The sequence below is a fragment of the Shinella sp. HY16 genome (assembly GCF_028534175.1).
Lineage (GTDB): Bacteria > Pseudomonadota > Alphaproteobacteria > Rhizobiales > Rhizobiaceae > Shinella.
In genome coordinates this window covers 3,180,390-3,205,052 of sequence record NZ_JAHYXL010000001.1, presented here as the reverse complement: position 1 = coordinate 3,205,052, position 24,663 = coordinate 3,180,390, and the positions used below count along the sequence as shown (strand labels likewise).

The window sequence follows — 24,663 nt, the reverse complement described above, 5'->3', positions numbered from 1 at the left end:
TATAAAGCTGACGGACTCCAAGCCTCTGTTCGCCCCTGGCCGCCTTGGCGAGAGTGCTTTAGGCGCTGACGAAGAGAGCGACTGGCTCCCCCGCAAGGGCTTCGGTGAGTGGCATGTCGCCACCCAGAACCAATTTTCGGCCATCGAGTACGGATTGCACGGTGCGCCCGTAGAAGCGGTCGGGAATGGTGATGGAAATGCCGCGCATCGCGTCCTCCGTCAGGTGCAGGCTGCCGGGATGCGTCTTGCCGAAAGTGTGGCGCGGCGCCACGGTGATGGCAAACGCCTGTGGGGCGCCACGCAGGAAGGCGAGAGCTTGTGCGCCGCCATCCGAAAGGTCGAGTGGAAGGTAAGGGCCGGCGAACGGACCTTCGGGATGTTTCATTCGTGTGGCGAGCACGGTTGCCACCAGCCATTGCTTGTAGGAGGCGAAGGCAGTCCTTGTCGCGGGCGGCTTTTCCGACAGGATGCCGGATGGCAGCATGAACACGCGGTGCCCAGCCTTCCGCAAGGAAAAGTCGCCGCGCTCGCTGCCCTGCCTTATATCCGGAACGCCCGGCATGGTCAGTTTGATCAGCGTCTGTGCAAGGGCGTTCATCAGCCCGGCATCGATAAAGGGCGGCAGTGTCGCGTCTAGATCGCGCAGGAAAGCGTCATTGCCGAACAGGCCTTCGATGAGACCGGCAAGCGCCCGCTCTGGATGTGTGCCCGGCAGCCGGCCTTGCGGGCTGACATGCCTCTGGCTTTGCACGAAAACCTTTAGATCGGCGGCAAGGGACCGGATGGCCGCGCTGTCCTCAAGCCCCGCGACCGGCCAGATGGCTGCGATTGCATTGTAAAGCAGCCGTTCCGTATCCGGCTCCGGTGCGGTCCCGCCGGCCGGGTCGCGGATCACGGCGGCGCCGAGGGCAGACCAGCGCCCCGTCGCTGTGTGCCAGAGGTCCGGCGCCTCTGCGAGGGCGTGGAGCCGGGCTCTGGTGTCTCCGCCACAGGCAGCGCCGAACGGGGCGACAGCGGACAGGCCGTGCGGCATGGCTTCTGCGCGGGCCCGCATGGATGCGTGAAACGCCGCGGGGCCGTCCGGCAATCCGCCGCGCGCAGTGCTGCCGGTGTCCGTTGAGAGAAGCGCGTCGTCAGGCACTCTTGCCGCAACGCAGCCGCTCAATTGTTGGAAACGCGCGCGAAACTCGGTGCAGCCTGCAAGAGTAACCGCGATCCGGTCGTCGGCCAGCAGTTCCCAGATGAAGTCGATCGCCTCGCGGACCTCCGGTCGGTTTCCCTCCTGGGCCTGCTGTCGGGCCGTTGCGATGATCTCGCGGTCGCGTTCGCTGATATGCGTAGCGGTTGCGTATGTCCGTGCGACGGGGAGGGCGATGATCAAGGCGCGGATCGCCTCGGCAAGCGAGCTGCGGGAGAGGTCGGCATGGGATCGGTCGGCGAGAGCCTTTGCAAGGAGGGTCAGCTGTGCCGTCTCGCTCTCCAGGTCCCTCGTGAGGATCTGCCGCTTGCAGGCCTCCCGGACCGTTTCCGTTCGCAGGCCATCGTTGCCGGGGCCGGATGCCTCGCCGGGACGGCAGGCCATCATGCCGGTGAGTGCGGTGATGATTTCGCCGCCGGTCGTGCCGTGAACCGGCCATTCCGCCGCCAGCCGCTCGCTTCCTGCAAGGCGCTTGTCGACGATCAGATAGGCCGAACCGACGGCGGCGCGCAGCCGTTCCAGATAGGCACGCGGATCGCTGAACCCGTCGATGTGAAGGATCGCCAGCCCGTCCACCGTGCCTTCGCGCACGAGGTCGATGATCAGCCGGTGGCTGTCGTCAAAGACCCTGGTGTCGTCGAGGCGCAGTCCGACAAGGTCTGCGGATCGGGACAGTCGTCGGTAGCCGGCCTGTCGGCGCGCCGTCTTTCGTTCCACCAGCCGCCAGGGCTGCGCCTCGTGGATGGCCGTGATTCGCCCCGGATCGTGCGAGATTTCGGCAAGTATGCGCGCCACGACCTCCTTCTCGTCGATGACGGCACGCGTGCTGGCAGCTGCACCCTCGAAGGCTGCTGTCGGGGCGGCGATCAGCAAGAGGTCGTCGCCGCGTGCTGCGAGAGCTTGCGGGCCTGTCTCGGGATGCAGGGGATAGAAGTCGCCGCGGTAGCACAGCGACAGGACGCCCCGCTCCGGATCCAGCGCGAGGCGGATCCTGCCGCTCGCGGCTTCCGCCGCGAAATCCCTGTCGAGTATGGGCAGGGTCAGTTTTTCCGACCAGTCGATATCGAAATGCCCGGAAAACGGACTTTCCTTTCCCCAGGTGAGGACGCTGTGCCACCAGGGGTTTTCAAGGCTTGCGGCCACGTGGTTCGGTGCGATGTCGAGGATGAGGCCTAGGCCTTTCGCCTTCAGATCGCCGGCAAGCTGGCGAAGGCCATCGAGGCCGCCGAGGGCAGGATCGACAGCATTGGGATCGATGACATCGCGGCCATGGGGCGATCCCTTCACCACCGTCATCACCGGCGAAGCGTGCAGATGACTGATGCCCAGATGCTGGAGATAGGGCACCAACTGACGTGCCCTCGCGAAGTCCATGCCGTTTCGGAACTGCAGGCGGTAGGTGGAGGAAGGGCGGGTCATGGGGTCCTGAAATGTGCGTTTTCTCGCCCAGAAAACGCAGATACCCCCGAATTGTTCCAACGCAATTTTCAGAGTTTGCCGGATGCCCGATCCGTTCTCCGCAGCAGATAAAAAACAGGCCGGGCAGCGAGCGCTTTCTGCTAGGCGATGGAGTTCCTTTCACGGGCAAAATGCCGCTTGAGGATGTCGAGAACCTCGCTTGCGAGTTCACCGACGATGCCGTTCCGCTCCCAGGAATAAAGCGAGGCGACGACCGGTGGCTCAGGCGGGAAATCGGCAAAGCGTTTTACCCGCCAACCCTTCGCCGCATCGACGGGCAGCAGCGAGAGGCCGAGGCCGGCCTCGATAGCCATAAGCACGTTGCGCAGGCTGGCAGAGGTGAAGGCGACATACCAGCGCTGCCGCTCTCGCTCCAGCCTGTCGAACATGGCATCGCGATAAAGCCCGCCGGGCGGGAAGGTGACGAGCGGCACGGGATCGGGCAAGTCCGCTGGTGCGTCCAGCGCGGCGAACCAGGCGATCGGCTCTTCGAAACTCGCCCAGCTGTCGGCGCTCGGCGTGTCCTCCTTGAGCACGACGATATCGAGTTCACCGGAACGATAGCGCCGCGTGAGGTCCGCACGCAGTCCCGTGGTGACGTCGAGACGCGCCTCCTTGTGGCGCTTGGCGAAGGCCGCGAAGGCGTGGGCCATTTCGGGCGTTGCGATGTCGTCGGGCATGCCGATACGCACCGAAGTGGTGCCGGAGGTCTCGGCGACCAGTGCCAGCACCTCGGTCTGCAGCGCGAGGATGCGCCGGGCGTGGCCGAGCAGGCGCTCGCCGGTCACCGTCAGGCGCACCGGTCGCGCGGCGCGATCAACCAGCTCCCGGCCGATCGCCTCCTCGAGACGGGCGATCTGCTGGCTCATCGTCGATTGAGTCATGTGCAGACGGTCGGCCGCGGCAGTGAAGCTGCCGGCATCGGCAATTGCCACGAAAGCCCGGAGCAGGCGCGGATCGAGCACGGGGTCTCCATCGAAAATCGGAATGGCAGCTATCTAAACATCTAATTTGCGCATGATTCAAGCCAGTGATAGCGATAGGCGAGGGTTGGTGCCTGTGCCTCGGCCTGTCTTTTCAGCACGAAAGTCGAACCATGACGGATACGCGCTCCGGCCGCGATTGGGCAATGCTTGCACTGGTGGTCCTGATCGGCCTCAATCTCAGGCCCTTCCTGGCGGCTCCGGCCCCGATCCTTGCGGAGATCGGTGCGGATACCGGCCTCGGTCTTGGCGGCATCGCTATGCTGACGCTTCTCCCCATGCTTCTGATGGGCCTCGGCGCCTTTGCCGCACCGGGTCTTCTGGTGCGGCTGGGTGCCCGGCGTGGCTTGCTGATTGCGCTGACCGTGCTTTTCGCTGGCTCGGCGCTGCGCCTCGTTGCAGGGGATGGCCCGTCGCTGATCGTGACGGCGGCGCTCTGTGGCGTCGGCGTCGCTTTCATCCAGGCTGCCTTTCCCGGCATCATCAAGGCACGCTTTCCGACGAGCGTGCCTGTCGTGACAGGGCTCTATTCGGCGATGATCATGGCTGGCGGCGCTTTCGGGGCGCGGATGATGCCGGTGCTCGTGCATGCCGGCTATAGCTGGCGGGCGGCGCTTGCCTGGCTGGCGTTGCCGGTTGCCGTCGCGCTCGCCGCATCCTGGCGCATCCTGTCCGACGTGAAAGCGAGCCGGCCCGATGGGACGCTGACGCGTCGGCTCCTGTGCCGGCCGCGGACCTGGGTGCTGATGGGCGCCTTCGGGCTGATCAATGCCGGCTATTCCTCGCTGATCGCCTGGCTTGCACCCTATTACCAGGCACAGGGCTGGACGAGCGCCGACAGCAGCAATCTCGTCGCGGTCATGGCGGTCTGCCAGGCCGTCGCGGCGCTTGGCCTTCCCATCCTGGCGCGCCGCAATGTCGACCGTCGCCGCTGGCTTTGGCTGACGATCTTTTTCCAGGCTGTCGGCTTCTTCGGCCTTGCCTGTCTTCCCGGCATGGCGCCGGCTATGTGGGCCGGGCTGTGTGGCGCGGGCCTTGGTGGCAGCTTCGCGCTTGCCATCGTCACGGCGCTCGACCACCTGCCGCGGCCCGAACAGGCCGGTGCGCTTGCCGCGCTGATGCAGGGCGGGGGCTTTCTCATCGCCGCGCTCGGCCCCTATGCGATGGCGTTGCTGCATGACTGGACGGGTGGCTTTGCGGCGGGCTGGGTGCTGCATCTCGGCTGTGTGCTTGTAACGGCACTGCTCTATCTGCGCTTCGATCCTCGGCACTATCCGGCGGCGATGCCGTTCATGCCGTGAACGAGAAAACCCGCGCCGGATGCAGCGCGGGTTTTTCGTCGCGGGGCGTCGGACCTAACGGCGGCTGCCGAACGGGCGCAGGTTCATGTGGCGGTTGACGTCCTTGTAGAGCAGGTAGCGGAATGGCTCGGGGCCGCCGGCATAGCAGGCCTGCGGGCAGAAGGCGCGCAGCCACATGAAGTCACCGGCTTCCACTTCCACCCAGTCCTGGTTGAGGCGGTAGACGGCCTTGCCCTGCAGCACATAGAGGCCGTGCTCCATGACATGGGTTTCCGCAAAAGGAATGACGGCGCCGGGCATCAGCGTGACGATCGTCACATGCATGTCGTGGCGCAGGTCGTTCGGATCGACGAAGCGCGTTGTCGCCCATCCCCCGTTTGTGCCGGGCATCGCGTTCGGGGTGATGTCCCTTTCGTTGAGGATCAGCGGCTCGGGATGAGCAAGACCATCGACGGCCTCATAGGCCTTGCGGACCCAGTGGAAGCGGGCATGGGCGCCAGAGCGGTTGTGCAGCGACCATTTCAGGGCTGGCGGCAGGAAGGCGTAACCGCCTGGCTGCAGCGTGTGCTTGCCGGTCGGCAGCGTCAGCTCCACCTCGCCATCGACGACGAAGAGCACGCCCTCTGCCTCGGGATCCTGTTCCGGTCGGTCGCTGCCGCCACCCGGCGCCACTTCCATGACATATTGTGAGAAGGTCTCGGCAAAGCCGGAAAGCGGGCGAGCGATGACCCAGCAGCGCGTGTCGTTCCAGAAGGGCAGGAAGCTGGTGACGATGTCCTGCATCACCCCCTTGGGGATCACAGCATAGGCCTCGGTGAAGACGGCGCGGCCGGTCAGGAGGTCGCTCTGCGGGGGGTGGCCGCCGAGGGAGGAGTAATAGCTTCGTTGCATCGTCTCAGGCCCTTTGGTTGAGTGTTTCCGGTGGTCTCAGCGGGCGTTGGCCGCCCTTTATTTCTTCGCGCCGGCCTTTTCCAGCAGCGCGGCGATCTCGTCATAGCCGCGGCCGCGGGCGTGCTGCAGCGGGCTGACGCCGTCATTGTCGGCAAGCTCGATCTTGGCGCCGGCGGCGATCAGCAATGCGACGATCTTGACGTGGCGTGGGCCGCCATCGCCGAGGATGATTGCTTCCAGGAGCGCCGTCCAGCCGAGATGGTTGACGTGGTCGACGTCGGTGCCGGCCTTGATCAGCGTCTCGACGGTCTCGACATGGCCGCGTTCGGCAGCCGGAATGATGGCGGTGCCGCCATAGCGGTTGATGCTCTTGAGATCAGCGCCGTGGGCGAGCGTCAGCTTGAGAATTTCGAGATGGCCGCGTGCCCCGGCATAGAGATAGGGGCTGTCGCTGATGTCGTCCTTGGCGTTGACGTCGGCGCCGGCCTCGATCAGCGCGCGTGCGGCGTTCACCTTGTTGCCATGCGTGGCGACGAGCAGTGCCGTCGCACCGCTGGTGTCGCGCGCGTCGATGTCCGCACCCTTGGCGAGCAGTGTCTTGATGGCGGCGACGTCGTCTGCCGCGGCGGCCTTGTGCAGTTGCGTATCCATGGTGTTTTCAGCGGCAAGAAGGGGAGGGCAGAGGGCCGCAAGGAAGAGCCAGGCCGACAGCAGGGCAAGTTTCAGCATGCGCGTTCCCGTTGGTTCATGGCGGCAAACTAGCAGGGGCCGGGGGCATTAGAAAATTAAATGTGTAAATCCGGATCATGCAGAAGATGGAATTTGTCCGAGGTGCCGGCTATAAGCCGAAGGCGCCCTCGAACAACGGAAAGGACCGGCCATGAAGACGGAACAGGGGCTTCTGCGCATTTCCATCCTGGTCACCATCCTCCTGGCCGGCGTCGGCATCCTTTTCGGCATTCTCTCAGGCTCCTTCGCCATCATTTTCGATGGTGTCTATGCGTTGACGGATGCTGTCATGACGGTGATCGCCCTGCTCGTCTCGAACCTGATCGCTGCCTCGGCGGCCGGTGGGGCGGGCAAGGGCCGGCTGGTCAAGCATTTCACCATGGGCTTCTGGCACCTCGAACCCATGGTGCTCGGCCTCAACGGCATCCTGCTGACGGGCGCGGCGATCTACGCACTGATCAATGCCGTCAGCAGCCTTCTGGACGGTGGCCGGCCGCTCGACTTCGACCAGGCGATCCTCTATGCCGTCGTCACGCTTGCCGTCACCACCGCGATGGCGATCATCGCCAGTCGGGCCAACCGCACGATCCAGTCCGATTTCGTCGCCCTCGACGCCAAGGCCTGGATGATGTCGGCGGGACTGACCGGCGCTCTGCTCATCGCCTTCGTCTTCGGTTTTCTCATCCAGGGCTCGGCCTATGAGTGGCTATCGCCCTATATCGACCCCTTGGCGCTGGCGCTCGTCTGCCTCGTCATCATCCCCATTCCGGCCGCCACGATCCGCCAGGCGCTGGCCGATATCCTGCTGGTGACCCCGTCCGACCTGAAGAGCCACGTCGATACGGTCGCGAAGACCATCGTCGAGCGGTATGGCTTTCTCTCCCATCGGGCCTATGTCGCAAGGGTCGGCCGCGGCCGGCAGATCGAGCTCTTTTTCATCGTTCCGGAGGATTTTCCGGCCAAGAAGCTGCAGGAATGGGATGATATCCGCGACGAGGTCGGCGCGGCGATCGGCGACGAGGGGCCGGATCGCTGGTTGACCATCGCCTTCACCACCGATCCGGAATGGGCCGATTGACGGGTGAAAAGAAAACCCGGTGCGGATCGCTCCGCCCCGGGTTCCGCCCCCGCCCCGAAGGGAGAGCCGTTACAGGCCTGCTGCCGCGATGGCGGCGTCCATGCGCTCGCGGGCCTTTTTCGGCAGCTTGCCCGTCTTGACCGCATCGAGATTGGCCGGCGCGTCGCCGACGACCACCACGCCCACCATGCCCATGCCGACATGCGGCGTGCATTTGACGCCATAGGCGCCGGCCTTGTCGAAGGTGACCTTGAAGTTCTCGTTGATCTTGCTCTTGAAGGCTTCGGCGCCCTCGGGAATCATGCCCTTGATCGTCTCGACATTGTGGCCCTTGTCGGTGGGGATGAAGGTGATGGTATCGCCGGGTGCGACCTTCACGAAGGCGGGCTCGAACACCATGGCGCCCTCGGCGCCCTTGTTCAGCATATGCACTTCGAAATCTGCCGCTGCTGCCGGAAGCGCAAGCGCCAGAATGACTGCTGCCGCGCCGACGATGCTCTTTGCCATGGTACGCACTGGAATTCTCCTTGCTGACGAACGTCTTTCGTTCATGAGCAAGGAAGTAGACCCGTCGGAGGTCTCGCTCTTTGACTTTAATCAAACAACGCGGCGATGGTGCGTGGCGTCCTGTCGCAGGCCCAGAGGGCTCCCTGAACCAGGGAGCCGCGCCATCCTCCGGCTTGCGGTCCGTTGATCAGGCTACGGTGAAGCGCACCTCGTCCAACCCGTCGATATGCGCGATCATCGTGTCGCCCTTTGCCACCGCGCCGACGCCGGCCGGCGTGCCCGCGAAGATCAGGTCGCCGGGCTTCAAGGTGAAGAGGCGCGAGAGATAGGCGATCATCTCCGGCACTTTCCAGATCATCTGATTGAGGTTGCCGTCCTGGCGGATCGTGCCGTTGATCGTAAGCCGGATTGTGCCTTCTCCGGGATGGCCGATCTCGGCGGCCGTGTGAACCGGGCCGCACGGTGCGGATTGCTCGAAGGCCTTTGCGACTTCCCAGGGCCGGCCGTGTTTCTTGGCCTCCGCTTGCAGGTCGCGGCGCGTCATGTCGAGGCCGACGGCATAGCCGTAGACGCAGTCGAGCGCCCGCTCGACGGGAATGTCCGTGCCGCCGCCCTGGAGGGCGACGACCAGCTCGACCTCGTGGTGGACATCGCGGCTGGCAGCAGGATAGGGGAAGGGGTTGCCGGGCAATACCACGGTGTCGGGGTTCTTCTGGAAGAAGAAGGGCGGCTCCTTGTCGGGGTCATGACCCATCTCGATCGCATGGTCCGCGAAATTGCGCCCGACACAATAGATGCGATGGATGGGAAAGAGCGCGGTGCTGCCCCGGATCGGCAGGGTCGGAACCGGCGACGGCGGGAAGATATAGTTTGTCTCTGGCATGGATGTTTCAGGCGTCATGGGCTGTTGCACTTTCGCTGGGCTGGCTTCACCGGCGACGCTAGCATGCCGGACAGCTGCAATCGATCCGTTGATCTTGTTCTATACTGTTCCCCGCGCATTGCGCAGGCCGGAAAAATCGCGGATAGAGGCAGGAAGACGAACGGTGCCCTCTCGACATGACCAATCCCGACGAAACGAAGGATTCCCTGCCGCGTGAGCGGCGGCGGTCGCTCGCCATCGGCCTCCTGAAGGCCCGCGAAGCGGTGATGAGCCATTTCCGGCCGATCCTTGCCGATCACGACGTGACCGAGCAGCAGTGGCGGGTCATCCGGGTGCTCTCGCAGGCCGGCACGCTCGATGCGACGGAAGTGGCCGAGAAGGCCTTCATCCTGGCGCCGAGCCTGACGCGCATGCTGCGCTCGCTTGAGGAGCGCGGTCTGATCACCCGACACAAGGACAAGGAAGACGGCCGCCGCGTTCTGCTGCGGCTCGCGCCGGCCGGCCAGGCGGTCATCGACGAGGTCATGCCGGATTCCCGCCGTGTCTATGCGGATATCGATGCCCGTTTCGGTGCCGAGCGTGTCGAAGCGCTGCTCGACATGCTGGAGGAGCTCGCCGCCCTCAAGCTCGACGGCAAGGCAGGCGGCGAAGAATAGCGTTTTATCGGCTCAGTAGACCTTGGCGCCGGCCGGAGCTTTTGCCGGCTCGGCAGCTCTGAAATCGGCAAGGAGCTTGGTCGTGGCATTGGCGAGCAGCGTCACGTCGTTGCCGATGGCGACGAAGGTGGCGCCGAGCTCCAGATAGCGCTTGGCGAGCCCGAGGTCGCCGATCAGGATGCCGGCTGCCTTGCCGTGCCCCTGGATCTTCTTCAGTGCCTTTTCCACCTCCGCCTGCACTTCGGGCGCACCCGGCTTGCCGAGGAAACCCATGTCGGCGGCAAGGTCGGCCGGGCCGATGAAGACGCCGTCAACCCCCTCGGTTCCGGCGATGTCATCGAGCGCCTCCAGCCCGGCGCGGCTTTCGACCTGCAGCAGCAGGCAGATCTCCGCGTTTGCCGTCTGCAGATAGTCCGTTGTGCGGTTGAAGGCGGAGGCTCTGGCGAGTGCCGCACCGACGCCCCGTACGCCATGCGGCGGGTAGCGCACGGCCTTCACCATCGTCTTTGCCATCGCCTTGCTGTCGACCATCGGGATCAGCAGCGTTTGCGCGCCGATGTCGAGCAGTTGCTTGACGATCCAGGTCTCGCCGATCGGTGGGCGGATGACGGCGTGGCTTGGGGTCCCCTTCATCGCCTGGAGCTGCGAGACGAGCAGGGGCACGTCGTTCGGCGCGTGTTCGGCATCGAGCAGCAGCCAGTCGTAGCCGGCTTCGGCGCAGATTTCGACCGTGTAGGGATTGGCGAGCGCCTGCCAGAGGCCGATCTGCGCCCGGCCTTCCTGGAGCGCCTGCTTGAAGCGGTTTTTCGGGGCGGGCATCGAAAACTCCTATGCGAAGAACAGGCTGACGGTGCCGTAGGGGCCGAAATCGCCTGATATCGTATCGCCGTGGCGGGCTTCCACCGGGCGGATGAACGAGCCGGCGAGCACGATCTGCCCGGCCTCGATGCCGTCACCATATTGCGCCAGCCGGTTGGCGAGCCAGGCGACGCCACGGGCGGGCTGGTTGAGCACGCCGGCGCCGAGGCCGGTTTCCTCCACGTCCGCATTGCGGCTGACGATGGCGCCCATCCAGCGCATGTCGATCTGATCAGGACGCACGGCGCGCCCGCCCGTGACGATGCCGGCATTGGCGGCATTGTCGGAGATCGTGTCGAAGATGGTGCGCGCCTTCTTCGTCTCGGGATCGACGCGCAGGATGCGTGTATCGAGGATTTCCAGCGCCGGGGTTACATAGTCCGTGGCGTTCAGCACGTCGAAGACGGTGACGCCCGGTCCCTTCAGCGGCGCCTTCATGACGAAGGCAATCTCCGCCTCGACGCGCGGCTGGATGAAGCGGCCGGCCGGCACGGTCGCGCCGTCCTCGAAGACCATGTCGTCGAACAGCACGCCGGAATCGGGAATGTCGATGTTCAGCGCATATTGCATGGCCTTGGAGGTGAGGCCGATCTTCCAGCCGACGACCCGGCGGCCGTCGGCGATCTTCTTCTTCACCCAGGCGCCCTGGACTGCATAGGCATCGCCCATGGTGATCGCGGGGTGCTTTAGCGAGAGAAGGCCGGTCTGGATGCGGGTGCGCTCGGCCTCGTCGAGGCTTGCCGCTGCAGCATGGATCTCCTCGGGCGTCATCATGGGGTGGCCTCGTCGGCGATGGTGTTGCGGAGCGTGCCGATACCCTCTGCCTCCACTTCGACCACATCGCCCGGCTTCAGCCAGATCGGCGGATCGAAGCGTGCGCCGGCGCCGGTCGGGGTGCCTGTCACGATGACGTCACCCGGCACCAGCGTGGTGAAGGTGGAGATATAGGCGATGATCTTGCGGAAGGAAAAGATCATGCGGCTGGTGCGGTCGCTCTGGCGCACCTCGCCGTTGACGCGTGTTTCGAGCCTGATGTCGGCGAGCTGGCGTTCGTTCGCATAGGGTACGAGCCAGGGGCCGATCGAGCCGGTCCGGTCGAAGTTCTTGCCCTGGGTGACGTTGAACTTGGCATGGCGCACCCAGTCGCGGATGGTGCCCTCGTTGCAGAGCGAGAGTGCCGCGATGTGGGCCAGCGCGTCGGTCTCCGAAATCCGCCGCCCGCCCTTGCCGATGACGATGACGATCTCGCCCTCATAGTCGAGCTGCGGGCTTTCCGGCGGGCGGATCAACGGCCGGTCGTGGCCGGTGAAAGAGCGCGGGAAGCGGATGAACAGCGACGGATTTGCCGGCGCAGCTTGGCCGTCCTTGTACTCCTCGTTGCGATCAGGAAAATTCACGCCGACGCAGATGATCTTCTCCGGCGCAGGGATCGGGATCTCGTAGCTGATCGCATCCAGCGCATGATCCGGCTTTTGCCCGGCGGCCGCGGTTAGCAGTTCACCGAAGGCACCGGCTTCCACCACCTCCTTCAGGGTCGGGAAACGGTCGGCAAACCGGGTGGAAAGGTCGATCACGCCGTCCGCGACGATCAGGCCGTAGCCCTTGCGCTGGCCGATGCTGAAGCTGGCAAATCTCGGGTGGTTCATCCTGTCGTCCTTCATCTCTGCGGCCGGTTTGCGCCTTACGGTGCAATGATGGGCTGGGCCTTGAGCTGCGGTTCCATGACCTCTGTGCCGGCGAAGAGGCTGCCGTGTTCGAACCAGGATTTTGGTGCCGGAGCGCCCCAGAGGGTCTGGCGCTGCGGGTCCTTCAGATCCCACTTGATCGGTTCGAGATCGGGGTCGACGGTCTGGTAGTCCGAGCAGTAGATCTCGATGCGGTGCCCGTCGGGGTCGAGGATGTACAGGAAGAAGGCATTGGAAATGCCATGGCGGCCGGGGCCGCGCTCGATGTTGGAAACCCAGCCGGTCGTCGCCATCAGGTCGAGCAGGTCGATGATGTTGAGCGGCGTCGGCACCCAGAAGGCGGTGTGGTGCAGGCGGGGTCCGCGGCCGTTGGTGAAGGCGATGTCGTGCACGCCGCCCTTGCGATGGGTCCAAGCGGCCCAGAGCTTCCCGGTCTCTTCGTCTTCCGTATATTCCGTCACGCGGAAGCCGAGTTCGTTGTAGAAGGCGACGGAGGCGTCGACATCGGGCGAGAAGCAGTTGAAGTGGTCGATGCGCAGCGGCTTGACGCCGCGATAGAGCGCATATTTCTGGTGGATCGGCGGCAGGCGGTCCATCTTGGTGTAGAATTCCAGGGGGATGCCGTGCGGATCGCGTGTGCGGAAGGTGCGGCCCTGGTAAGGGCGTTCGACCCATTCCACCGGCAGGCCCTTGCCCTTGAAGAAGTGCACCGCCTTTTCGAGGTCCTCCTCGTCGAAGACCTTGAAGCCGAGGTCGCGGGCTTCCGATTTTCCGGATTTCTTCAGCACGATGCAATGGTGGCCGCGCTCTTCCATGGCGCGCAGATAGATCGTGTCTGCGGTCTCGTCCGTCACCTGCAGGCCGAGCGTATCGACATAGAAGGCGCGGGACTTTGCAAGGTCGGTGACGCCGAACTCGACATGGCTGAGGCGCACGATGTTGAAGGGCGGGTAGAGGTTTGGCTGGGGTACGGGCATGGGGTCCTCCTCAAGCCCGCCTCGACGGGCGAGAGCGGGTGCAATCTGGTTTTCCGGCGATCAGCCGGCGAGCTTCGGGATGGCGTGGGCGCCGGTGGCAAAGGCGATGTTCTTCGTCTCCATATAGAAGTCGAAGGACCAGTCGCCGCCATCGCGGCCGATGCCGGAATTCTTGACGCCACCGAAAGGCGTCGGCAGGTGGCGCACATTCTCCGAATTTACCCAGATCATGCCGGCATCGAGATGATCGGTGAAGCGGAACGCGCGCGTGACATCCGATGTCCAGAGATAGCCGGTGAGGCCGTACTGGACGTCGTTGGCGAGGGTGAGCGCCTCGGCTTCGTCCTTGAAGGGAATGGCGGTCAGCACCGGCCCGAAAATCTCCTCCTGGGCGATGCGCATACCGTTGTTCGCGCCGGTGAAGAGCGTCGGCGCGACATAGCAGCCGCCACCCGGTCCGTCGAATTTTTCTCCGCCAGCGGCGACCGTCGCGCCCTCGGACCGGCCGATCGCGATGTATTCGAGAACCTTCTTCTCGTGCACGGGATGGATGAGCGGGCCGACGACGGTTTCCGGATCGAGCGGATGGCCGACCTTGATGCGTTTCGCCTTCTCCGCAACAAGGGCGGTGAAGCGCTCGTAGATGCTCTCCTCCACCAGCAGGCGGGAGGAGGAGGTGCAGCGCTCGCCATTCAGCGAATAGATCATGAAGACGACGGCGTCCGCCGCGCGTTCGAGATCGGCATCGGCGAAGACGATGACCGGGTTCTTGCCGCCGAGCTCGAAATGCACGCGCTTCAGCGTGTCGGCGCCCTGTTTCATGATCATCGATCCGGTGCGACTTTCACCGACGAAGCCGATGGCCTTGATCAGGGGATGTTCGGTCAGCGCCTTGCCGGCATCTTCGCCAAAACCGTTGACGAGGTTCCACACCCCCTTTGGCAGGCCCGCATCCTCGGCTATCTCCACCAGCAGGCGCGCCGTCAGCGGCGAGAATTCGGCCGGCTTGTGCACGATGGTGCAGCCGGCAGCGAGCGCCGGGGCGATCTTCCAGGTGGACAGCATGAAGGGCGTGTTCCACGGTGTGATAATGCCGACGGGGCCGATCGGCACGCGGGTCGTCATGTTGACCTGGCCCTCAGTGCGCAGCGTCTTGCCGTCGCGGGCCTCAGGAGCGCGGTCGGCGAAGAAGCGGAAGTTCTCTGCGCCGCGTAGCGCGGCCTTGGCCATGAAGCGCAGCGACTGCCCGGTGTCCATGCATTCGACGAAGGCGATTTCCTCCGCCCGTGCCACGATGGCGTCGGCAATCTTGTGCAGCAGTTTTTTACGCGTTCCGCCCGACATGGCGGCCCAGTCTGCGAAGGCGGCCCTGGCGGCCTTTGCCGCACGGTCGATGTCTGCGGCGGTGCCCTTTGCCACCACCGCGAGCGGCGCCAGGTCGACGGGGGAGATTGTCTCGAAGGTCGCGCCGCCTTCGGCCGGCAGATCCTCACCGGCGATGCGGTTCTGAACGCCCTTTTCCTTGAAGCGGGCGAGATAGGCCGCCGCCTTCGCCATGTTTTCCTGGTATTTCGACATGAGATCTTCCTGGGAATGTCCGTTATTTGGCGCGCAGGCGCGGATGGATGGCGTTCTTCTTCCAGCTCAGTTCCGCATCGATCTCGCGGATTTCCAGCGAAAGCGCGAAGTGCGGCGTCTCGAGGAGCGGGGCGAGGAGCCTGCTTGCGGTGGCAAACAGCGCTTCGCCCGTGCGCTTCTTTTCTTCCGCGCTGCGGCCCTTGCCGATGCGCAGGTTGAGATCGACGAAGGCATTTTCCGGCAGAAGGTCGGCAATGGCATAGTGCTCGGCCCTGAACGCCCGCACGCGCACCGCGCCGATCTCGAAAAGCCCGGTTTCCAGCATTGTCTGGAGCAGCGCCGCGCAGAGGGCGTCAGGATCCGCGCGGCCTTCCAGATTGGCCGAATACTCCACTGTCAGATGCGGCATGGTTCCTCCCGCGTATGGCAATTTTATTTAACATGTTAAATAGAGGGGCGCTTGTCAAGAGGCTACCGCCGCCTTTAGCCGCCGAAGCTGCCGGTCTGGGTCGGCACATGCACGTAGTTGCGGTCGAAATAGAGCAGTGCATGCCCGTCGCGCCGGCTACGGATGTCCACGACCTCGCCGATCAGGATGTTGTGTGTGCCCACCAGCCGGGCCTCCGTCAGCCGGCAGTCGAAGGAAACGATCGCGTCGGTGAGTGCCTGGTTACCGGAGGGAAGATCGGTCCAGGCCGCATCGGCATAGCGCGCCTCCATATCGGCCTCGCGCCCGGCGAAGGAGGCGGCGAGTGTTTTGTGCTCCTGCGTGAGCACGTTGACGCAGAAGCGGCGGTTCTCGATGAAGAGGCCGCTTTGTGCCGAGCGGCTGTTCATGCAGACGAGCAGCGTTGGCGGTTCGTCGGTCACCGAGCACATGGCGGTGGCGGTGAAGCCGCCGCGCCCGGCACCCCCCTTGGTGGTGATCACGTTGACCGGGGCGCAGACCCGGGCCATCGCATTGCGGAACTCGGTTCTGGAAATGCCGGTGTCCATGGCGTGCTCCTCATTCGGCCGCGTCGCGGACGGCATCGCTGCTAAGCGGCGGCAGCCAGGTGTCGCCGGTCCAGCCACTTTCGTCGTAGTCGGCCATGCACTGGTCGACCAGCGCCTCCATCTCCTTCAGCCGCCCGCCGCGCTCGGCGCCCTTCAGCACCTGCAGGCGCACTTCTTCCGGCGCGCCGGCATAATTCAGCTCGTAGAGCGCGTGGCGGCCGCCGAATTCCGTGCCGGTCGCATCCCACAACAGCTTCATGATCTTGATGCGCTCGACATGGCCCATGTCGTTCGAGCCGCGCACATATTGCGCGAGATAGCGGTCGATCTCCGGGTTCGAGAAGTCTTTTGCCGAGGAGGGCAGGTAGATGAGGCCGGAGGCCACCGTGCGGCGAACGATGTCGATGACCTTCGGATAAGCCTCCGACATGAAGGTGCGGTAGCAGAGCGCCGCCTCGAGGTTCGGCAGCACCGCGCCGTTCGCCCAGGGAATCGGGTTGTAGGCCATGGCGTTGGAGAAGGACCAGAACTGGTGGCGGATGGCGATCACCTCGCCGAGCATCGCCTGGTTGCCGCGGAACGCATCGCCGCCGGTGGCGCGCAGGGCCTTCGCGAGCAGGCCGGCGAGAAAGTCCATCTTCACCGCAAGCCGCGTGCAACCCTGGAAGCAGTAGCCGTGCATGAAGCCCGAGGCCGGGTGGAAGGACAGGATCTTGGCCGCGTCGCGCAGCACCAGCACGTCTTCCCAGGGCACGAAGACATTGTCGAGCACCAGGATCGCATCGTTCTCGTCGAAACGCGAGGAGAGCGGGTAGTCGAAGGGGTGGGCCGCGGTTGCCGCTGTCTGTTCGTAGGAGGTGCGGCAGAACATCTTCACGCCGGGCGCATTCATCGGCAGGATGAACATGACCGACAGCGACGGGTCCTCGGTGACGGTCGCCGAACTCTGGGCGAGGAAATTGTAGTGCGTCAGCGCCGAGGAGGTGGCGACGACCTTGGCGCCCGAGACATAGATGCCGGCATCTGTTTCCTTCGTGATGTGCACGAAGACGTCCTTCACCGCATCGGCCGGCTTGTGGCGGTCGATCGGCGGGTTGACGATGGCGTGGTTCATGAAGAGCACGCTTTCCTGCGCTCGGCTGTGCCAGGAAAGTGCATTGTCCTTGAACGGACCGTACCAGTCGGCATTGGCGCCGAGCGTGTTCATCAGTGCCGCCTTGTAGTCGGCCGTGCGACCCATCCAGCCGTAGGACATGCGCGCCCAGTCGGCGATGGCGCCCTGCTGGGCGACGAGATCGGCTGAAGAATGGGCGACGCGGAAATATTTGTGCGTATAACCGCCGGAACCGGTGTCGGTCGGCGATGTCAGGCGCTCTTTGCGTGCCGGATCGTGCAGCGCATCGTACATGCGGGCGATGGAGCGGGCTGAGTTGCGCATGGCCGGGTGTCTGGTGACATCGGCGATGCGCTCGCCATTGATATAGACCTCGCGCCCGTCGCGCAGGCTTGCGAGATATTCGGCGCCGGTGAACGGCCGGGTCTTGTCGCTGCGATGGTCTTCCGCGCGCATGGTGATCTCCTCCTTGAAAATCCTGACAAACGCTAAGTCGGGAGCGTCTGGAGTGCCATGGACAAACACGGCAATTCGCTGGTACTTTTTCCGGCATGATCGCTCGCAAAGATGTTCCCGCCTTCTTCGTTTATGGTGAACCGAGCCGTGTGCTCGACGTCGGGTTCCTGCATGTCGAGACGGTGATGGAGCGGAAAAGCCTGCATTTCGGCCGAGTCGCGCCGCACAAACATCCGCTGATGGGGCAGGTCACCTACTGGTTCAAGGGCGAGGGCCGCTACAGGATCGAGGATCGGACTTGGAGTTTTTCCGCTCCGGCGATCAGCTTCGTGCCGAGCAACGTCGTGCACGGCTTCGATGTCGACGACCGGTCAGATGCGATCGTCGTCTCCATCTCGGACGACCAGCTGAGGGCGATGGCGCCGCAGGTGGATCTGGCGCTCGATGCGCCGGTGCTGCTTTCTGGTGCGGCGGATGCCCCCGGCTGGATGCGGATCGATACGCTGCTCGCCATGGTGATGGAGGAATATCGCGGCGGCGCGGGAGCGAGCGAACGGGTGCTCGCCGGGCTGATCGCGGTCGTCCTCTCGCTGATGGCGCGACTTGGCGGCCCGGGCGGCTTTGCGGCGGCCTCGCCTGCGGTTGCGCTGGGGCTGGAGCTGCGCCGTGCCATCGACCGGCACTACCGGGAGGATTGGCCGGTCGGGCACTATGTCGAACGGCTGGCGACGACGCCGCACCTGCTCGACAAGGCGGCGCGCACGGTCTTTGGCCAGACGGTGAAGGATATGGTGCTGGAGCGGCGCTTGCTGGAGGCCAAGCGTCTGCTGCGTTTCACCATTCGCCCGGTGGAGGACATTGGCCGGGAGATCGGCTTCGAGGACCCCGCCTATTTCTCGCGTTTTTTCCGCAAGCGGGCCGGGCTTTCCCCGACAGACTGGCGTTTGCGCAATGCCGAGGCGTCCGGTGCCGGCTGAGGCTGCTTGTGTCCGGTGTCAATCTGTCGCCGTCTTTGAGCCTGCTGGCCTCTTTCCCTCGCGGCGCCAGCCGGCTATCGTCGTATCCTTATAAATATAGCGATGGAGCGTTGCATGGTCCGGCTGAATGAAATCCGCGAGAATGAAGTGGCCATCACTCTGCCGGAGGCAGCGGATGCGCAGATTGTTTTCATCGGCCGGATTTCGACGCCCTGGACCTCGCGCATGGAAACGCCGCGTCAGGGGCGCCCAGATGGTCCGGTCTGCACCATCGAGGTCTTCGAGCCCTGGGTGCAGGCACTGAAGGGGGCAGAGCGTTTTGAACGGCTGGAGGTGCTCTACTGGCTTCACCAGTCGCGCCGCGACCTCGTGTTGCAGAGCCCCGCTTCGAACGGCGAAGTGCATGGCACCTTCTCGCTGCGCTCGCCTGTCCGGCCCAATCCGATCGGCACGTCGATCGTCGTGCTGGAGAAGATCGAAGGCAGCCGGCTCTTCGTGCGCGGTCTCGACTGCCTCGATGGCACGCCGCTGATCGACCTGAAGCCGGATCGCAGCCTGTTCAAACCGATTGCGCCGCCCCAGAAGGGCGATTTTGCGACCGAGCCCGTGTCTATGTGCGCGAAGATCGGCGATTAACGGAATTCTCATAAGGCGCGATTTGGTTTTGCGCCCGGAACCATGCCGAAACACACTAGTCGTCGATCGCCACCATCACGTCCGATGCCTTGATCAGCGCATAGGCCTCATGGCCGGCAGCAAGGCCGAGTTCGTTCACCGCATCATTGGTGATGGCGGCGGTGATGATCGAGCCGCCGACATCGATGCGGACATGAGCCGTTGTCGCGCCGAGGACGACTTCGACGATCTTGCCCTTGAGGCGGTTGCGCGCGCTGACCTTCATGCGGTTCCTCCTGTTGCTGGAAGGGAGGTAGGAGAACCGGGCCGGATTGGTAGTCCTCGCGGTGCTTTTTTGCTGGATGGAATGGGCTGCTATAGGCGTATAAATTCGTATTTGAATAGAGAATTCTTCTATGGCAGTGTTCGCCCTGCTTGGAGGAGGCCGGCATGATCGTCGATACGCACCTGCATCTCATCTATCGGGACCGGCTGTCCTATCCCTGGCTTGCCGGCGCGCCGTCGCTCGATGCCGATTTCACGCAGGAGATTTATGCGCGGGAGGCGTGCCGCCTCGGTATCGTCGCGGCGCTGCATATGGAAGTGGACGTCGCGGAGGGTGATATCGCGCGCGAGACGGCCATGGTTGAAGGGCTTGCGGGGGAGGCGGGCAGCCTTCTCGTCGGTGCCATCGCCGCTTGCCGGCCGGAATCGCCGGATTTCCCAACCTATCTCGAGACGGTCCTTGCCAATCCCTTCGTTCGCGGTTTCCGTCGCGTGCTGCATGTCGTGCCGGATGATATCTCCGAAGGCACTCTCTTCCGCGAAAACATAGGACGGCTGGCGGGCACCGGCCTCAGTTTCGACCTTTGCGTTCTGCCGCACCAGATCGAGAAGGCGATTGCGCTCGCCGACCTTGCCCCCGATGTTTCCTTCGTGCTCGACCATTGCGGCGTACCCGACATCAAGAGTGGCGGCTTCGATACCTGGAAGGGGCCGGTCGCAGAGATCGCGCGCCGGCCGAATGTCACGGTAAAGCTGTCCGGCATCCCCGCCTATGGTGGGGAAGACTGGACCCTGGAGGACCTGAAACCCTATTTCGCCCATGTGGCGGAAAGCTTCGGCTTCCAGCGCATGGTTTGGGGCAGTGACTGGCCGGTCTGCACGCTCGGCGGTGGGCTTTCCACCTGGATCGGCGCGACGCAGGCGCTGCTGTCCGGCGTCAGTCTGGAAGACAAGTGCCGCGTGCTCTCGGAAAATGCCCGGCGGCTCTGGAAAATTGCGCCGGGAGCCTGACGTCAGGCGGTACCGCCCTTCTGCAAGCTCCGTTCACGCCAGCGCGCCGTGCGCGCGATCCATTCGCGTGTGCGCGCCTCCGGATCTGCGCTCAGCGTGATGTCGGTCACCACCGCGGCACTGTCGGCGCCGTTTTTGAAGACGGCTTCCAGGCGATCCGGGTTGAGGCCGCCGATCGCGACGAGGGGAACGGGCGCGATGCGCGCCTTCCAGTCGCTGAGCCGCTCGACACCCTGCGGCGCCCATTTCATCTTCTTGAGGATCGTCGGCCAGACCGGGCCGAGCGCGATGTAGTCAGGCCTTTCCGCGAGGGCGATGTCGAGCTCTGCTTCGTCATGGGTGGAAAGGCCGAGCTTCATGCCGGCCGCACGAATGGCGCTGACATCGGCGGTCGCCAGATCCTCCTGACCGAGATGCACGTAGTCGCAGCCCTCCTCGATGGCGATCTGCCAATAATCGTTGACGATGAGCTGGCAACCATGCTTCGCGCAGGTGGCTTTCGCCCGGCGGATTTCGTCGCGCAGCTGATGGTCCGGGGTGTTCTTCATGCGCAGCTGCACGAGTTTCACGCCGATGGGCACCAGCCGGTCGATCCAGTCGGCACTGTCGACGATGAGGTAGAAGGGATCGAGTGTCATGAGAAGACCGCCTTTCCGATGACGGGGGTGGAGGGGACGGCCATGTCGCGCGGCTCCAGCGGTACGGCGGCGTGGGCAAGGCGGCCGGCATCGATGGCGAGCGCGAAGGCTTCGGCCATCGCAGCCGGATCGCCGGCGCCGGCGACGGCGGTGTTGAGCAGCACGGCGTCATAGCCGAATTCCATGACGCCGGCGGCGTGCGAGGGGCGGCCGATGCCGGCATCGACAATCAGTGGCACATCAGGGAAATGCGCCCGGAAAGTGCGCAGCGCCATCGGGTTGACCGGCCCCATGGCCGAGCCAATCGGCGCGCACCAGGGCATCAGCACGCGGCAGCCGGCCTCGATCAGCTTTTCTGCGACGACGAGGTCGTCCGTCGTATAGGGGAAGACTTGAAAACCTTCGCCCGTCAGGATGCGTGCGGCTTCCACGAGGCCGAAGACATCGGGCTGCAGCGTGTCGTGATGGCCGATTACTTCGAGCTTGATCCAGTCCGTGCGGAAGACCTCGCGCGCCATCTTCGCCGTCAGCACGGCCTCCTGCACGCTGTGGCAGCCGGCGGTGTTGGGCAGGACATGCACACCGAGCGCATGGATCAGCTCGAAGAATGCGCCGCCCGCCTTGCCGCCGGCAGTTTCCCGCCGCAGCGACACGGTAACGATCTCCGCTTTCGCGCGCCGCACGGCCTCGGCGAGGATTGCGGGGGAGGGATAGCGCGCGGTTCCGAGCAGCAGGCGGGATTGAACCTCGATGTCGTAGAGTTTCAGCATGTCAGCCTCCCTGCATGGGCGAGAGGATTTCGATGCGGTCGCGTGTGCCGAGCGTGAAGTCGGCGCGATCCTCGCGGTGCACCAGCTCGCCGTTGACGGCCGTCGCCAGCCACTCGCCCTCGTAATCGAGGGCGGAGAGAAGATCGGCGAGCGTGGTTGCCGCGATCTCCTGTTCCTCGCCGTTGATGATGAGGGTCATGATGCCCTCCTTTCCGATGGGGCCTGTTCTGCAAGAAGTCGCCGCGCGACCTCCGCCGCCATTGCGGGAGCCAGCAGGAAGCCGTGGCGATAAAGGCCGTTCACATGGAGCGTGCCGTCGTGTTCGCTCACGCGCGGCAGGTTGTCGGGAAAGGCCGGGCGGATGCCTGCGCCGGTATCCGTAAGCCGTGCCTCACCGAAAGCCGGGTGCAGCGTGTAGGCGGCGTTCAGCAGTTCCATGAGCGAGCGGGCGGTGATGCCGCCGTCGTCGGCGCTCTCGATCATGGTCGCGCCCACCATGAAGCGGTTCCTTCCGCGTGGCACGATGTAGATCGGGTGGCGCGGATGCAGCAGGCGGACGGGGCGGGAGAGGTTGATTTCCGGGGTTTCCACATAGAGCATTTCGCCGCGCACGCCCCGAAGGCCCGGCAGCTGGCCGATCCGGGCTGCACCGGTGCAGTCGATCACGCGGTCGTAGCGATCGGCATCCGGGTTGGCGCAGAACAGGAAGCGCATGCGTGCCTCCTCGAGCCCGGCGGTGAGCGCCGAAAGCGCCCGCTGCGGGTCGAGATGGGCTTCCTGCCGAAAGAACAGGGCCTTGGGGAAGCGACCGGCGAGATCCGGCTCCAGCTCGGCAATGGCCGCGCCGTCGAGCCATTCCCAGCCGCTTGTGCGGCGGGCGAAGCGGTCGAGCTCCGCGGCATCGCGGCCGGCGGCAACGACCAGCGTTCCCCGGCGCTTGACATGACCGGGCACGGCCGCTTCCCACCAGTCTGCGGCCGAGCGGCCGAGCGCCAGAACGGGCTCTTCCGCGCTTTCCCGCTCGCACCAGGGGGCCAGCATGCCGCCGGCGAAGCCGGAGGCACCAAGGCCGACCTTTTCGGCGCGTTCGGTGATGGTGACGTCGAAGCCGTGGCGATAGAGCTGCCAGGCGACGGTGAGGCCGGCAACGCCGGCCCCCTTGACGAGGACGCGCATGGTCATTCTCCGGCGGGGGCTTCGGCAAGCGGCATGTAGAGGTCGCCGCCGTCGCGATACTTCGCGGCCATGGCCTCCAGCCCCTCCTTCTGGGCCTCGGCACGGATATCGTGCGAGATGCGCATGGAGCAGAATTTTGGGCCGCACATGGAGCAGAAATGCGCCACCTTGTGTGCCTCCTTCGGCAGCGTCTCGTCGTGGAAGGCGCGGGCGGTTTCCGGGTCGAGCGAGAGGTTGAACTGGTCCTCCCAACGGAACTCGAAACGGGCACGCGACAGCGCGTCGTCGCGGATCTTCGCCGCTGGATGGCCCTTGGCGAGATCGGCGGCGTGGGCGGCGATCTTGTAGGTGATGACGCCGACCTTCACGTCGTCGCGGTCCGGTAGGCCGAGATGTTCCTTCGGCGTGACGTAGCAGAGCATGGCGGTGCCGAACCAGCCGATCATTGCCGCACCGATGCCCGAGGTGATGTGGTCGTAGCCGGGGGCGATGTCGGTCGTCAGCGGCCCGAGCGTGTAGAAGGGCGCCTCGCCACAGACCTTCAGTTGCTTGTCCATGTTCTCCTTGATCTTGTGCATCGGCACATGGCCGGGGCCTTCGATCATGACCTGGCAGTCCTTTGCCCAGGCGATCTGCGTCAGCTCGCCGAGCGTTTCGAGTTCGGCGAACTGCGCGGCGTCGTTGGCGTCAGCGATCGAGCCGGGGCGCAGGCCGTCACCGAGCGAGAAGGAGACGTCATAGGCGCGGCAGATGTCGCAGATTTCCTCGAAATGTTCGTACAGGAAGCTTTCCCGGTGGTGATGAAGACACCACTTGGCCATGATCGAGCCGCCACGCGAGACGATGCCGGTGACGCGGTTGACGGTGAGCGGAATATAGGCGAGCCGCACGCCGGCATGGATGGTGAAATAATCGACGCCCTGTTCGGCCTGCTCGATCAGTGTGTCGCGGAAAACCTCCCAGGTGAGGTCCTCGGCAATGCCGTTGACCTTTTCCAGCGCCTGGTAGAGCGGCACGGTGCCGATCGGGACCGGTGAATTGCGGATGATCCATTCGCGGATGTTGTGGATGTTTCGGCCGGTGGAGAGGTCCATGACCGTATCGCCGCCCCAGCGGATCGCCCAGACCATCTTCTCGACCTCTTCCGCCATGGAGGAGGTGACGGCGGAATTGCCGATGTTGGCGTTGATCTTCACCAGGAAATTCCGGCCGATGATCATCGGCTCGGCTTCTGGATGGTTGATGTTGGCGGGAATGATCGCCCGGCCGCTTGCGACTTCCTGGCGGACGAATTCCGGCGTGACGAAGTCGGGGATGTGGGCGCCGAAACTCTCGCCGTCGCGGATGAGCGCCTCTTTCGCGGCCTTGCGGCCGAGGTTTTCGCGGATGGCGATGAATTCCATCTCGGGCGTAACGATGCCGGCGCGCGCATAGGCGAGCTGGGTGACGGCCTTGCCGTCCTTCGCCCGGCGCGGACGGTTGCGAATGGGGAATTCCGGTGTCAGCCGCTCCCCGGTGGCAAAGCCGTTGTCCTCCGGACGGATGTGGCGGCCGTCATAGTCCTCGGTATCCCCGCGTGCGGCGACCCAGGCCTCGCGAAGCCGCGGCAGGCCGCTTTCGATCGAGACGACATGGGTGGGGTCGGTATAGGGGCCGGAGGCGTCGTAGACGATGACTGGCGGTTCGCCCGAGGTCGGGTGCAGGGCGATCTCGCGCATCGGCACGCGGATCTGCGGGTGCTGCTCGCCGGCGATGTGGATCTTTCGCGAGGCGGGCGGGGCGCCTGTCGTGACGGTGGGAGTGAGCTTCTGGGCGGCAATATTCATTCGTGAGGCTCCAAGTT

26 protein-coding genes are annotated in these 24,663 nt (G+C 64.6%); 6 read left to right on the top strand and 20 right to left on the bottom strand.

What is annotated here, in order from left to right:
• Positions 1 to 58: 58 nt before the first annotated feature.
• Together treY and K0P03_RS15830 are read right to left on the bottom strand one after the other, a co-directional pair.
• The gene (treY, locus tag K0P03_RS15835; protein ID WP_272790051.1) at positions 59 to 2,617 is read right to left on the bottom strand and encodes a malto-oligosyltrehalose synthase; all 2,559 of its coding nucleotides are present in this window, start codon (positions 2,615 to 2,617) and stop codon (positions 59 to 61) included.
• 140 nt (positions 2,618 to 2,757) lie between these two features.
• Positions 2,758 to 3,621 (bottom strand): LysR family transcriptional regulator, encoded by an 864-nt coding sequence (locus K0P03_RS15830; protein WP_050743675.1) that lies wholly within the window; start codon positions 3,619 to 3,621, stop codon positions 2,758 to 2,760.
• A gap of 131 nt (positions 3,622 to 3,752) precedes the next feature.
• On the opposite strand from K0P03_RS15830, the gene K0P03_RS15825 reads away from it, so the two are divergent.
• On the top strand, positions 3,753 to 4,940 hold the full coding sequence (locus K0P03_RS15825) for a cyanate transporter (protein WP_272790050.1): 1,188 nt from the start codon (positions 3,753 to 3,755) through the stop codon (positions 4,938 to 4,940).
• A 54-nt stretch (positions 4,941 to 4,994) separates the two neighbouring features.
• On the opposite strand, the gene K0P03_RS15820 is transcribed toward K0P03_RS15825, so the two are convergent.
• Complete coding sequence (locus K0P03_RS15820) at positions 4,995 to 5,831, bottom strand: bifunctional allantoicase/(S)-ureidoglycine aminohydrolase (RefSeq protein WP_023514693.1); 837 nt, start codon at positions 5,829 to 5,831, stop codon at positions 4,995 to 4,997.
• Between the two features lie 57 nt (positions 5,832 to 5,888).
• Positions 5,889 to 6,560, bottom strand: a complete 672-nt coding sequence (locus tag K0P03_RS15815) for an ankyrin repeat domain-containing protein (protein ID WP_443020558.1) — start codon at positions 6,558 to 6,560, stop codon at positions 5,889 to 5,891.
• A gap of 151 nt (positions 6,561 to 6,711) precedes the next feature.
• Here K0P03_RS15815 and K0P03_RS15810 point away from each other — a divergent pair, with 151 nt between their 5' ends.
• The gene (locus tag K0P03_RS15810) at positions 6,712 to 7,638 is read left to right on the top strand and encodes a cation diffusion facilitator family transporter (RefSeq protein WP_272790049.1); all 927 of its coding nucleotides are present in this window, start codon (positions 6,712 to 6,714) and stop codon (positions 7,636 to 7,638) included.
• Positions 7,639 to 7,707: 69 nt separating this feature from the next.
• On the opposite strand, the gene K0P03_RS15805 is transcribed toward K0P03_RS15810, so the two are convergent.
• Both K0P03_RS15805 and K0P03_RS15800 read right to left on the bottom strand, forming a co-directional pair.
• Positions 7,708 to 8,145 (bottom strand): pseudoazurin, encoded by a 438-nt coding sequence (locus K0P03_RS15805; RefSeq protein ID WP_088016417.1) that lies wholly within the window; start codon positions 8,143 to 8,145, stop codon positions 7,708 to 7,710.
• Between the two features lie 187 nt (positions 8,146 to 8,332).
• Complete coding sequence (locus K0P03_RS15800) at positions 8,333 to 9,028, bottom strand: fumarylacetoacetate hydrolase family protein (RefSeq protein WP_023514697.1); 696 nt, start codon at positions 9,026 to 9,028, stop codon at positions 8,333 to 8,335.
• A gap of 176 nt (positions 9,029 to 9,204) precedes the next feature.
• On the opposite strand from K0P03_RS15800, the gene hpaR reads away from it, so the two are divergent.
• Complete coding sequence (gene hpaR / locus K0P03_RS15795) at positions 9,205 to 9,684, top strand: homoprotocatechuate degradation operon regulator HpaR (RefSeq protein ID WP_023514698.1); 480 nt, start codon at positions 9,205 to 9,207, stop codon at positions 9,682 to 9,684.
• A gap of 12 nt (positions 9,685 to 9,696) precedes the next feature.
• Here hpaR and hpaI read toward each other — a convergent pair whose 3' ends face one another.
• The 8 genes from hpaI to K0P03_RS15755 all read right to left on the bottom strand — a co-directional run bounded on the left by hpaI (position 9,697) and on the right by K0P03_RS15755 (position 17,348).
• Positions 9,697 to 10,503 carry a 4-hydroxy-2-oxoheptanedioate aldolase gene (gene hpaI / locus K0P03_RS15790; RefSeq protein WP_272790048.1) on the bottom strand — a complete coding sequence of 269 codons (807 nt, stop codon included), beginning with the start codon at positions 10,501 to 10,503 and terminating at the stop codon, positions 9,697 to 9,699.
• A gap of 9 nt (positions 10,504 to 10,512) precedes the next feature.
• On the bottom strand, positions 10,513 to 11,316 hold the full coding sequence (hpaH, locus tag K0P03_RS15785; RefSeq protein WP_272790047.1) for a 2-oxo-hept-4-ene-1,7-dioate hydratase: 804 nt from the start codon (positions 11,314 to 11,316) through the stop codon (positions 10,513 to 10,515).
• Complete coding sequence (locus K0P03_RS15780; RefSeq protein ID WP_272790046.1) at positions 11,313 to 12,188, bottom strand: fumarylacetoacetate hydrolase family protein; 876 nt, start codon at positions 12,186 to 12,188, stop codon at positions 11,313 to 11,315. Before K0P03_RS15780 ends, hpaH begins: the two co-directional genes overlap by 4 nt.
• A gap of 35 nt (positions 12,189 to 12,223) precedes the next feature.
• Positions 12,224 to 13,204: a 3,4-dihydroxyphenylacetate 2,3-dioxygenase gene (hpaD, locus tag K0P03_RS15775; RefSeq protein ID WP_023514702.1), complete on the bottom strand. Its 981-nt coding sequence runs from the start codon at positions 13,202 to 13,204 to the stop codon at positions 12,224 to 12,226.
• A 60-nt stretch (positions 13,205 to 13,264) separates the two neighbouring features.
• A complete protein-coding gene (gene hpaE, locus K0P03_RS15770; protein ID WP_272790045.1) occupies positions 13,265 to 14,782 on the bottom strand; it encodes a 5-carboxymethyl-2-hydroxymuconate semialdehyde dehydrogenase in 1,518 nt (505 codons plus the stop codon).
• 22 nt (positions 14,783 to 14,804) lie between these two features.
• The gene (locus tag K0P03_RS15765; protein ID WP_272790044.1) at positions 14,805 to 15,191 is read right to left on the bottom strand and encodes a 5-carboxymethyl-2-hydroxymuconate Delta-isomerase; all 387 of its coding nucleotides are present in this window, start codon (positions 15,189 to 15,191) and stop codon (positions 14,805 to 14,807) included.
• Positions 15,192 to 15,265: 74 nt separating this feature from the next.
• Positions 15,266 to 15,778, bottom strand: a complete 513-nt coding sequence (locus K0P03_RS15760) for a flavin reductase (protein ID WP_023514705.1) — start codon at positions 15,776 to 15,778, stop codon at positions 15,266 to 15,268.
• A 10-nt stretch (positions 15,779 to 15,788) separates the two neighbouring features.
• Positions 15,789 to 17,348: a 4-hydroxyphenylacetate 3-hydroxylase N-terminal domain-containing protein gene (locus tag K0P03_RS15755; protein ID WP_272790043.1), complete on the bottom strand. Its 1,560-nt coding sequence runs from the start codon at positions 17,346 to 17,348 to the stop codon at positions 15,789 to 15,791.
• A 95-nt stretch (positions 17,349 to 17,443) separates the two neighbouring features.
• Between K0P03_RS15755 and K0P03_RS15750 the strand changes: the two genes are divergently transcribed.
• Both K0P03_RS15750 and tsaA read left to right on the top strand, forming a co-directional pair.
• A complete protein-coding gene (locus K0P03_RS15750) occupies positions 17,444 to 18,325 on the top strand; it encodes a helix-turn-helix domain-containing protein (protein WP_082342389.1) in 882 nt (293 codons plus the stop codon).
• Positions 18,326 to 18,439: 114 nt separating this feature from the next.
• Complete coding sequence (gene tsaA / locus K0P03_RS15745; RefSeq protein ID WP_024271317.1) at positions 18,440 to 18,961, top strand: tRNA (N6-threonylcarbamoyladenosine(37)-N6)-methyltransferase TrmO; 522 nt, start codon at positions 18,440 to 18,442, stop codon at positions 18,959 to 18,961.
• Positions 18,962 to 19,016: 55 nt separating this feature from the next.
• Here tsaA and K0P03_RS15740 read toward each other — a convergent pair whose 3' ends face one another.
• On the bottom strand, positions 19,017 to 19,226 hold the full coding sequence (locus K0P03_RS15740) for a TOBE domain-containing protein (RefSeq protein WP_024271318.1): 210 nt from the start codon (positions 19,224 to 19,226) through the stop codon (positions 19,017 to 19,019).
• A 164-nt stretch (positions 19,227 to 19,390) separates the two neighbouring features.
• Here K0P03_RS15740 and K0P03_RS15735 point away from each other — a divergent pair, with 164 nt between their 5' ends.
• Positions 19,391 to 20,236 carry an amidohydrolase family protein gene (locus tag K0P03_RS15735; RefSeq protein ID WP_272790042.1) on the top strand — a complete coding sequence of 282 codons (846 nt, stop codon included), beginning with the start codon at positions 19,391 to 19,393 and terminating at the stop codon, positions 20,234 to 20,236.
• 2 nt (positions 20,237 to 20,238) lie between these two features.
• Here K0P03_RS15735 and K0P03_RS15730 read toward each other — a convergent pair whose 3' ends face one another.
• The 5 genes from K0P03_RS15730 to thiC are packed head-to-tail and all read right to left on the bottom strand — an operon-like array spanning position 20,239 to position 24,646.
• Positions 20,239 to 20,874 (bottom strand): thiamine phosphate synthase, encoded by a 636-nt coding sequence (locus K0P03_RS15730; RefSeq protein ID WP_272790041.1) that lies wholly within the window; start codon positions 20,872 to 20,874, stop codon positions 20,239 to 20,241.
• The gene (locus tag K0P03_RS15725; protein WP_023512877.1) at positions 20,871 to 21,644 is read right to left on the bottom strand and encodes a thiazole synthase; all 774 of its coding nucleotides are present in this window, start codon (positions 21,642 to 21,644) and stop codon (positions 20,871 to 20,873) included. The genes K0P03_RS15730 and K0P03_RS15725 overlap by 4 nt, the downstream gene beginning before the upstream one ends.
• A gap of 1 nt (position 21,645) precedes the next feature.
• A complete protein-coding gene (thiS, locus tag K0P03_RS15720; protein ID WP_272790040.1) occupies positions 21,646 to 21,843 on the bottom strand; it encodes a sulfur carrier protein ThiS in 198 nt (65 codons plus the stop codon).
• Positions 21,840 to 22,820: a glycine oxidase ThiO gene (gene thiO / locus K0P03_RS15715; RefSeq protein WP_272790039.1), complete on the bottom strand. Its 981-nt coding sequence runs from the start codon at positions 22,818 to 22,820 to the stop codon at positions 21,840 to 21,842. The genes thiS and thiO overlap by 4 nt, the downstream gene beginning before the upstream one ends.
• 2 nt (positions 22,821 to 22,822) lie before the next feature.
• Entirely contained in the window at positions 22,823 to 24,646 is a 1,824-nt protein-coding gene (gene thiC / locus K0P03_RS15710) for a phosphomethylpyrimidine synthase ThiC (RefSeq protein WP_272790038.1), read from the bottom strand.
• Positions 24,647 to 24,663 lie beyond the last annotated feature (17 nt).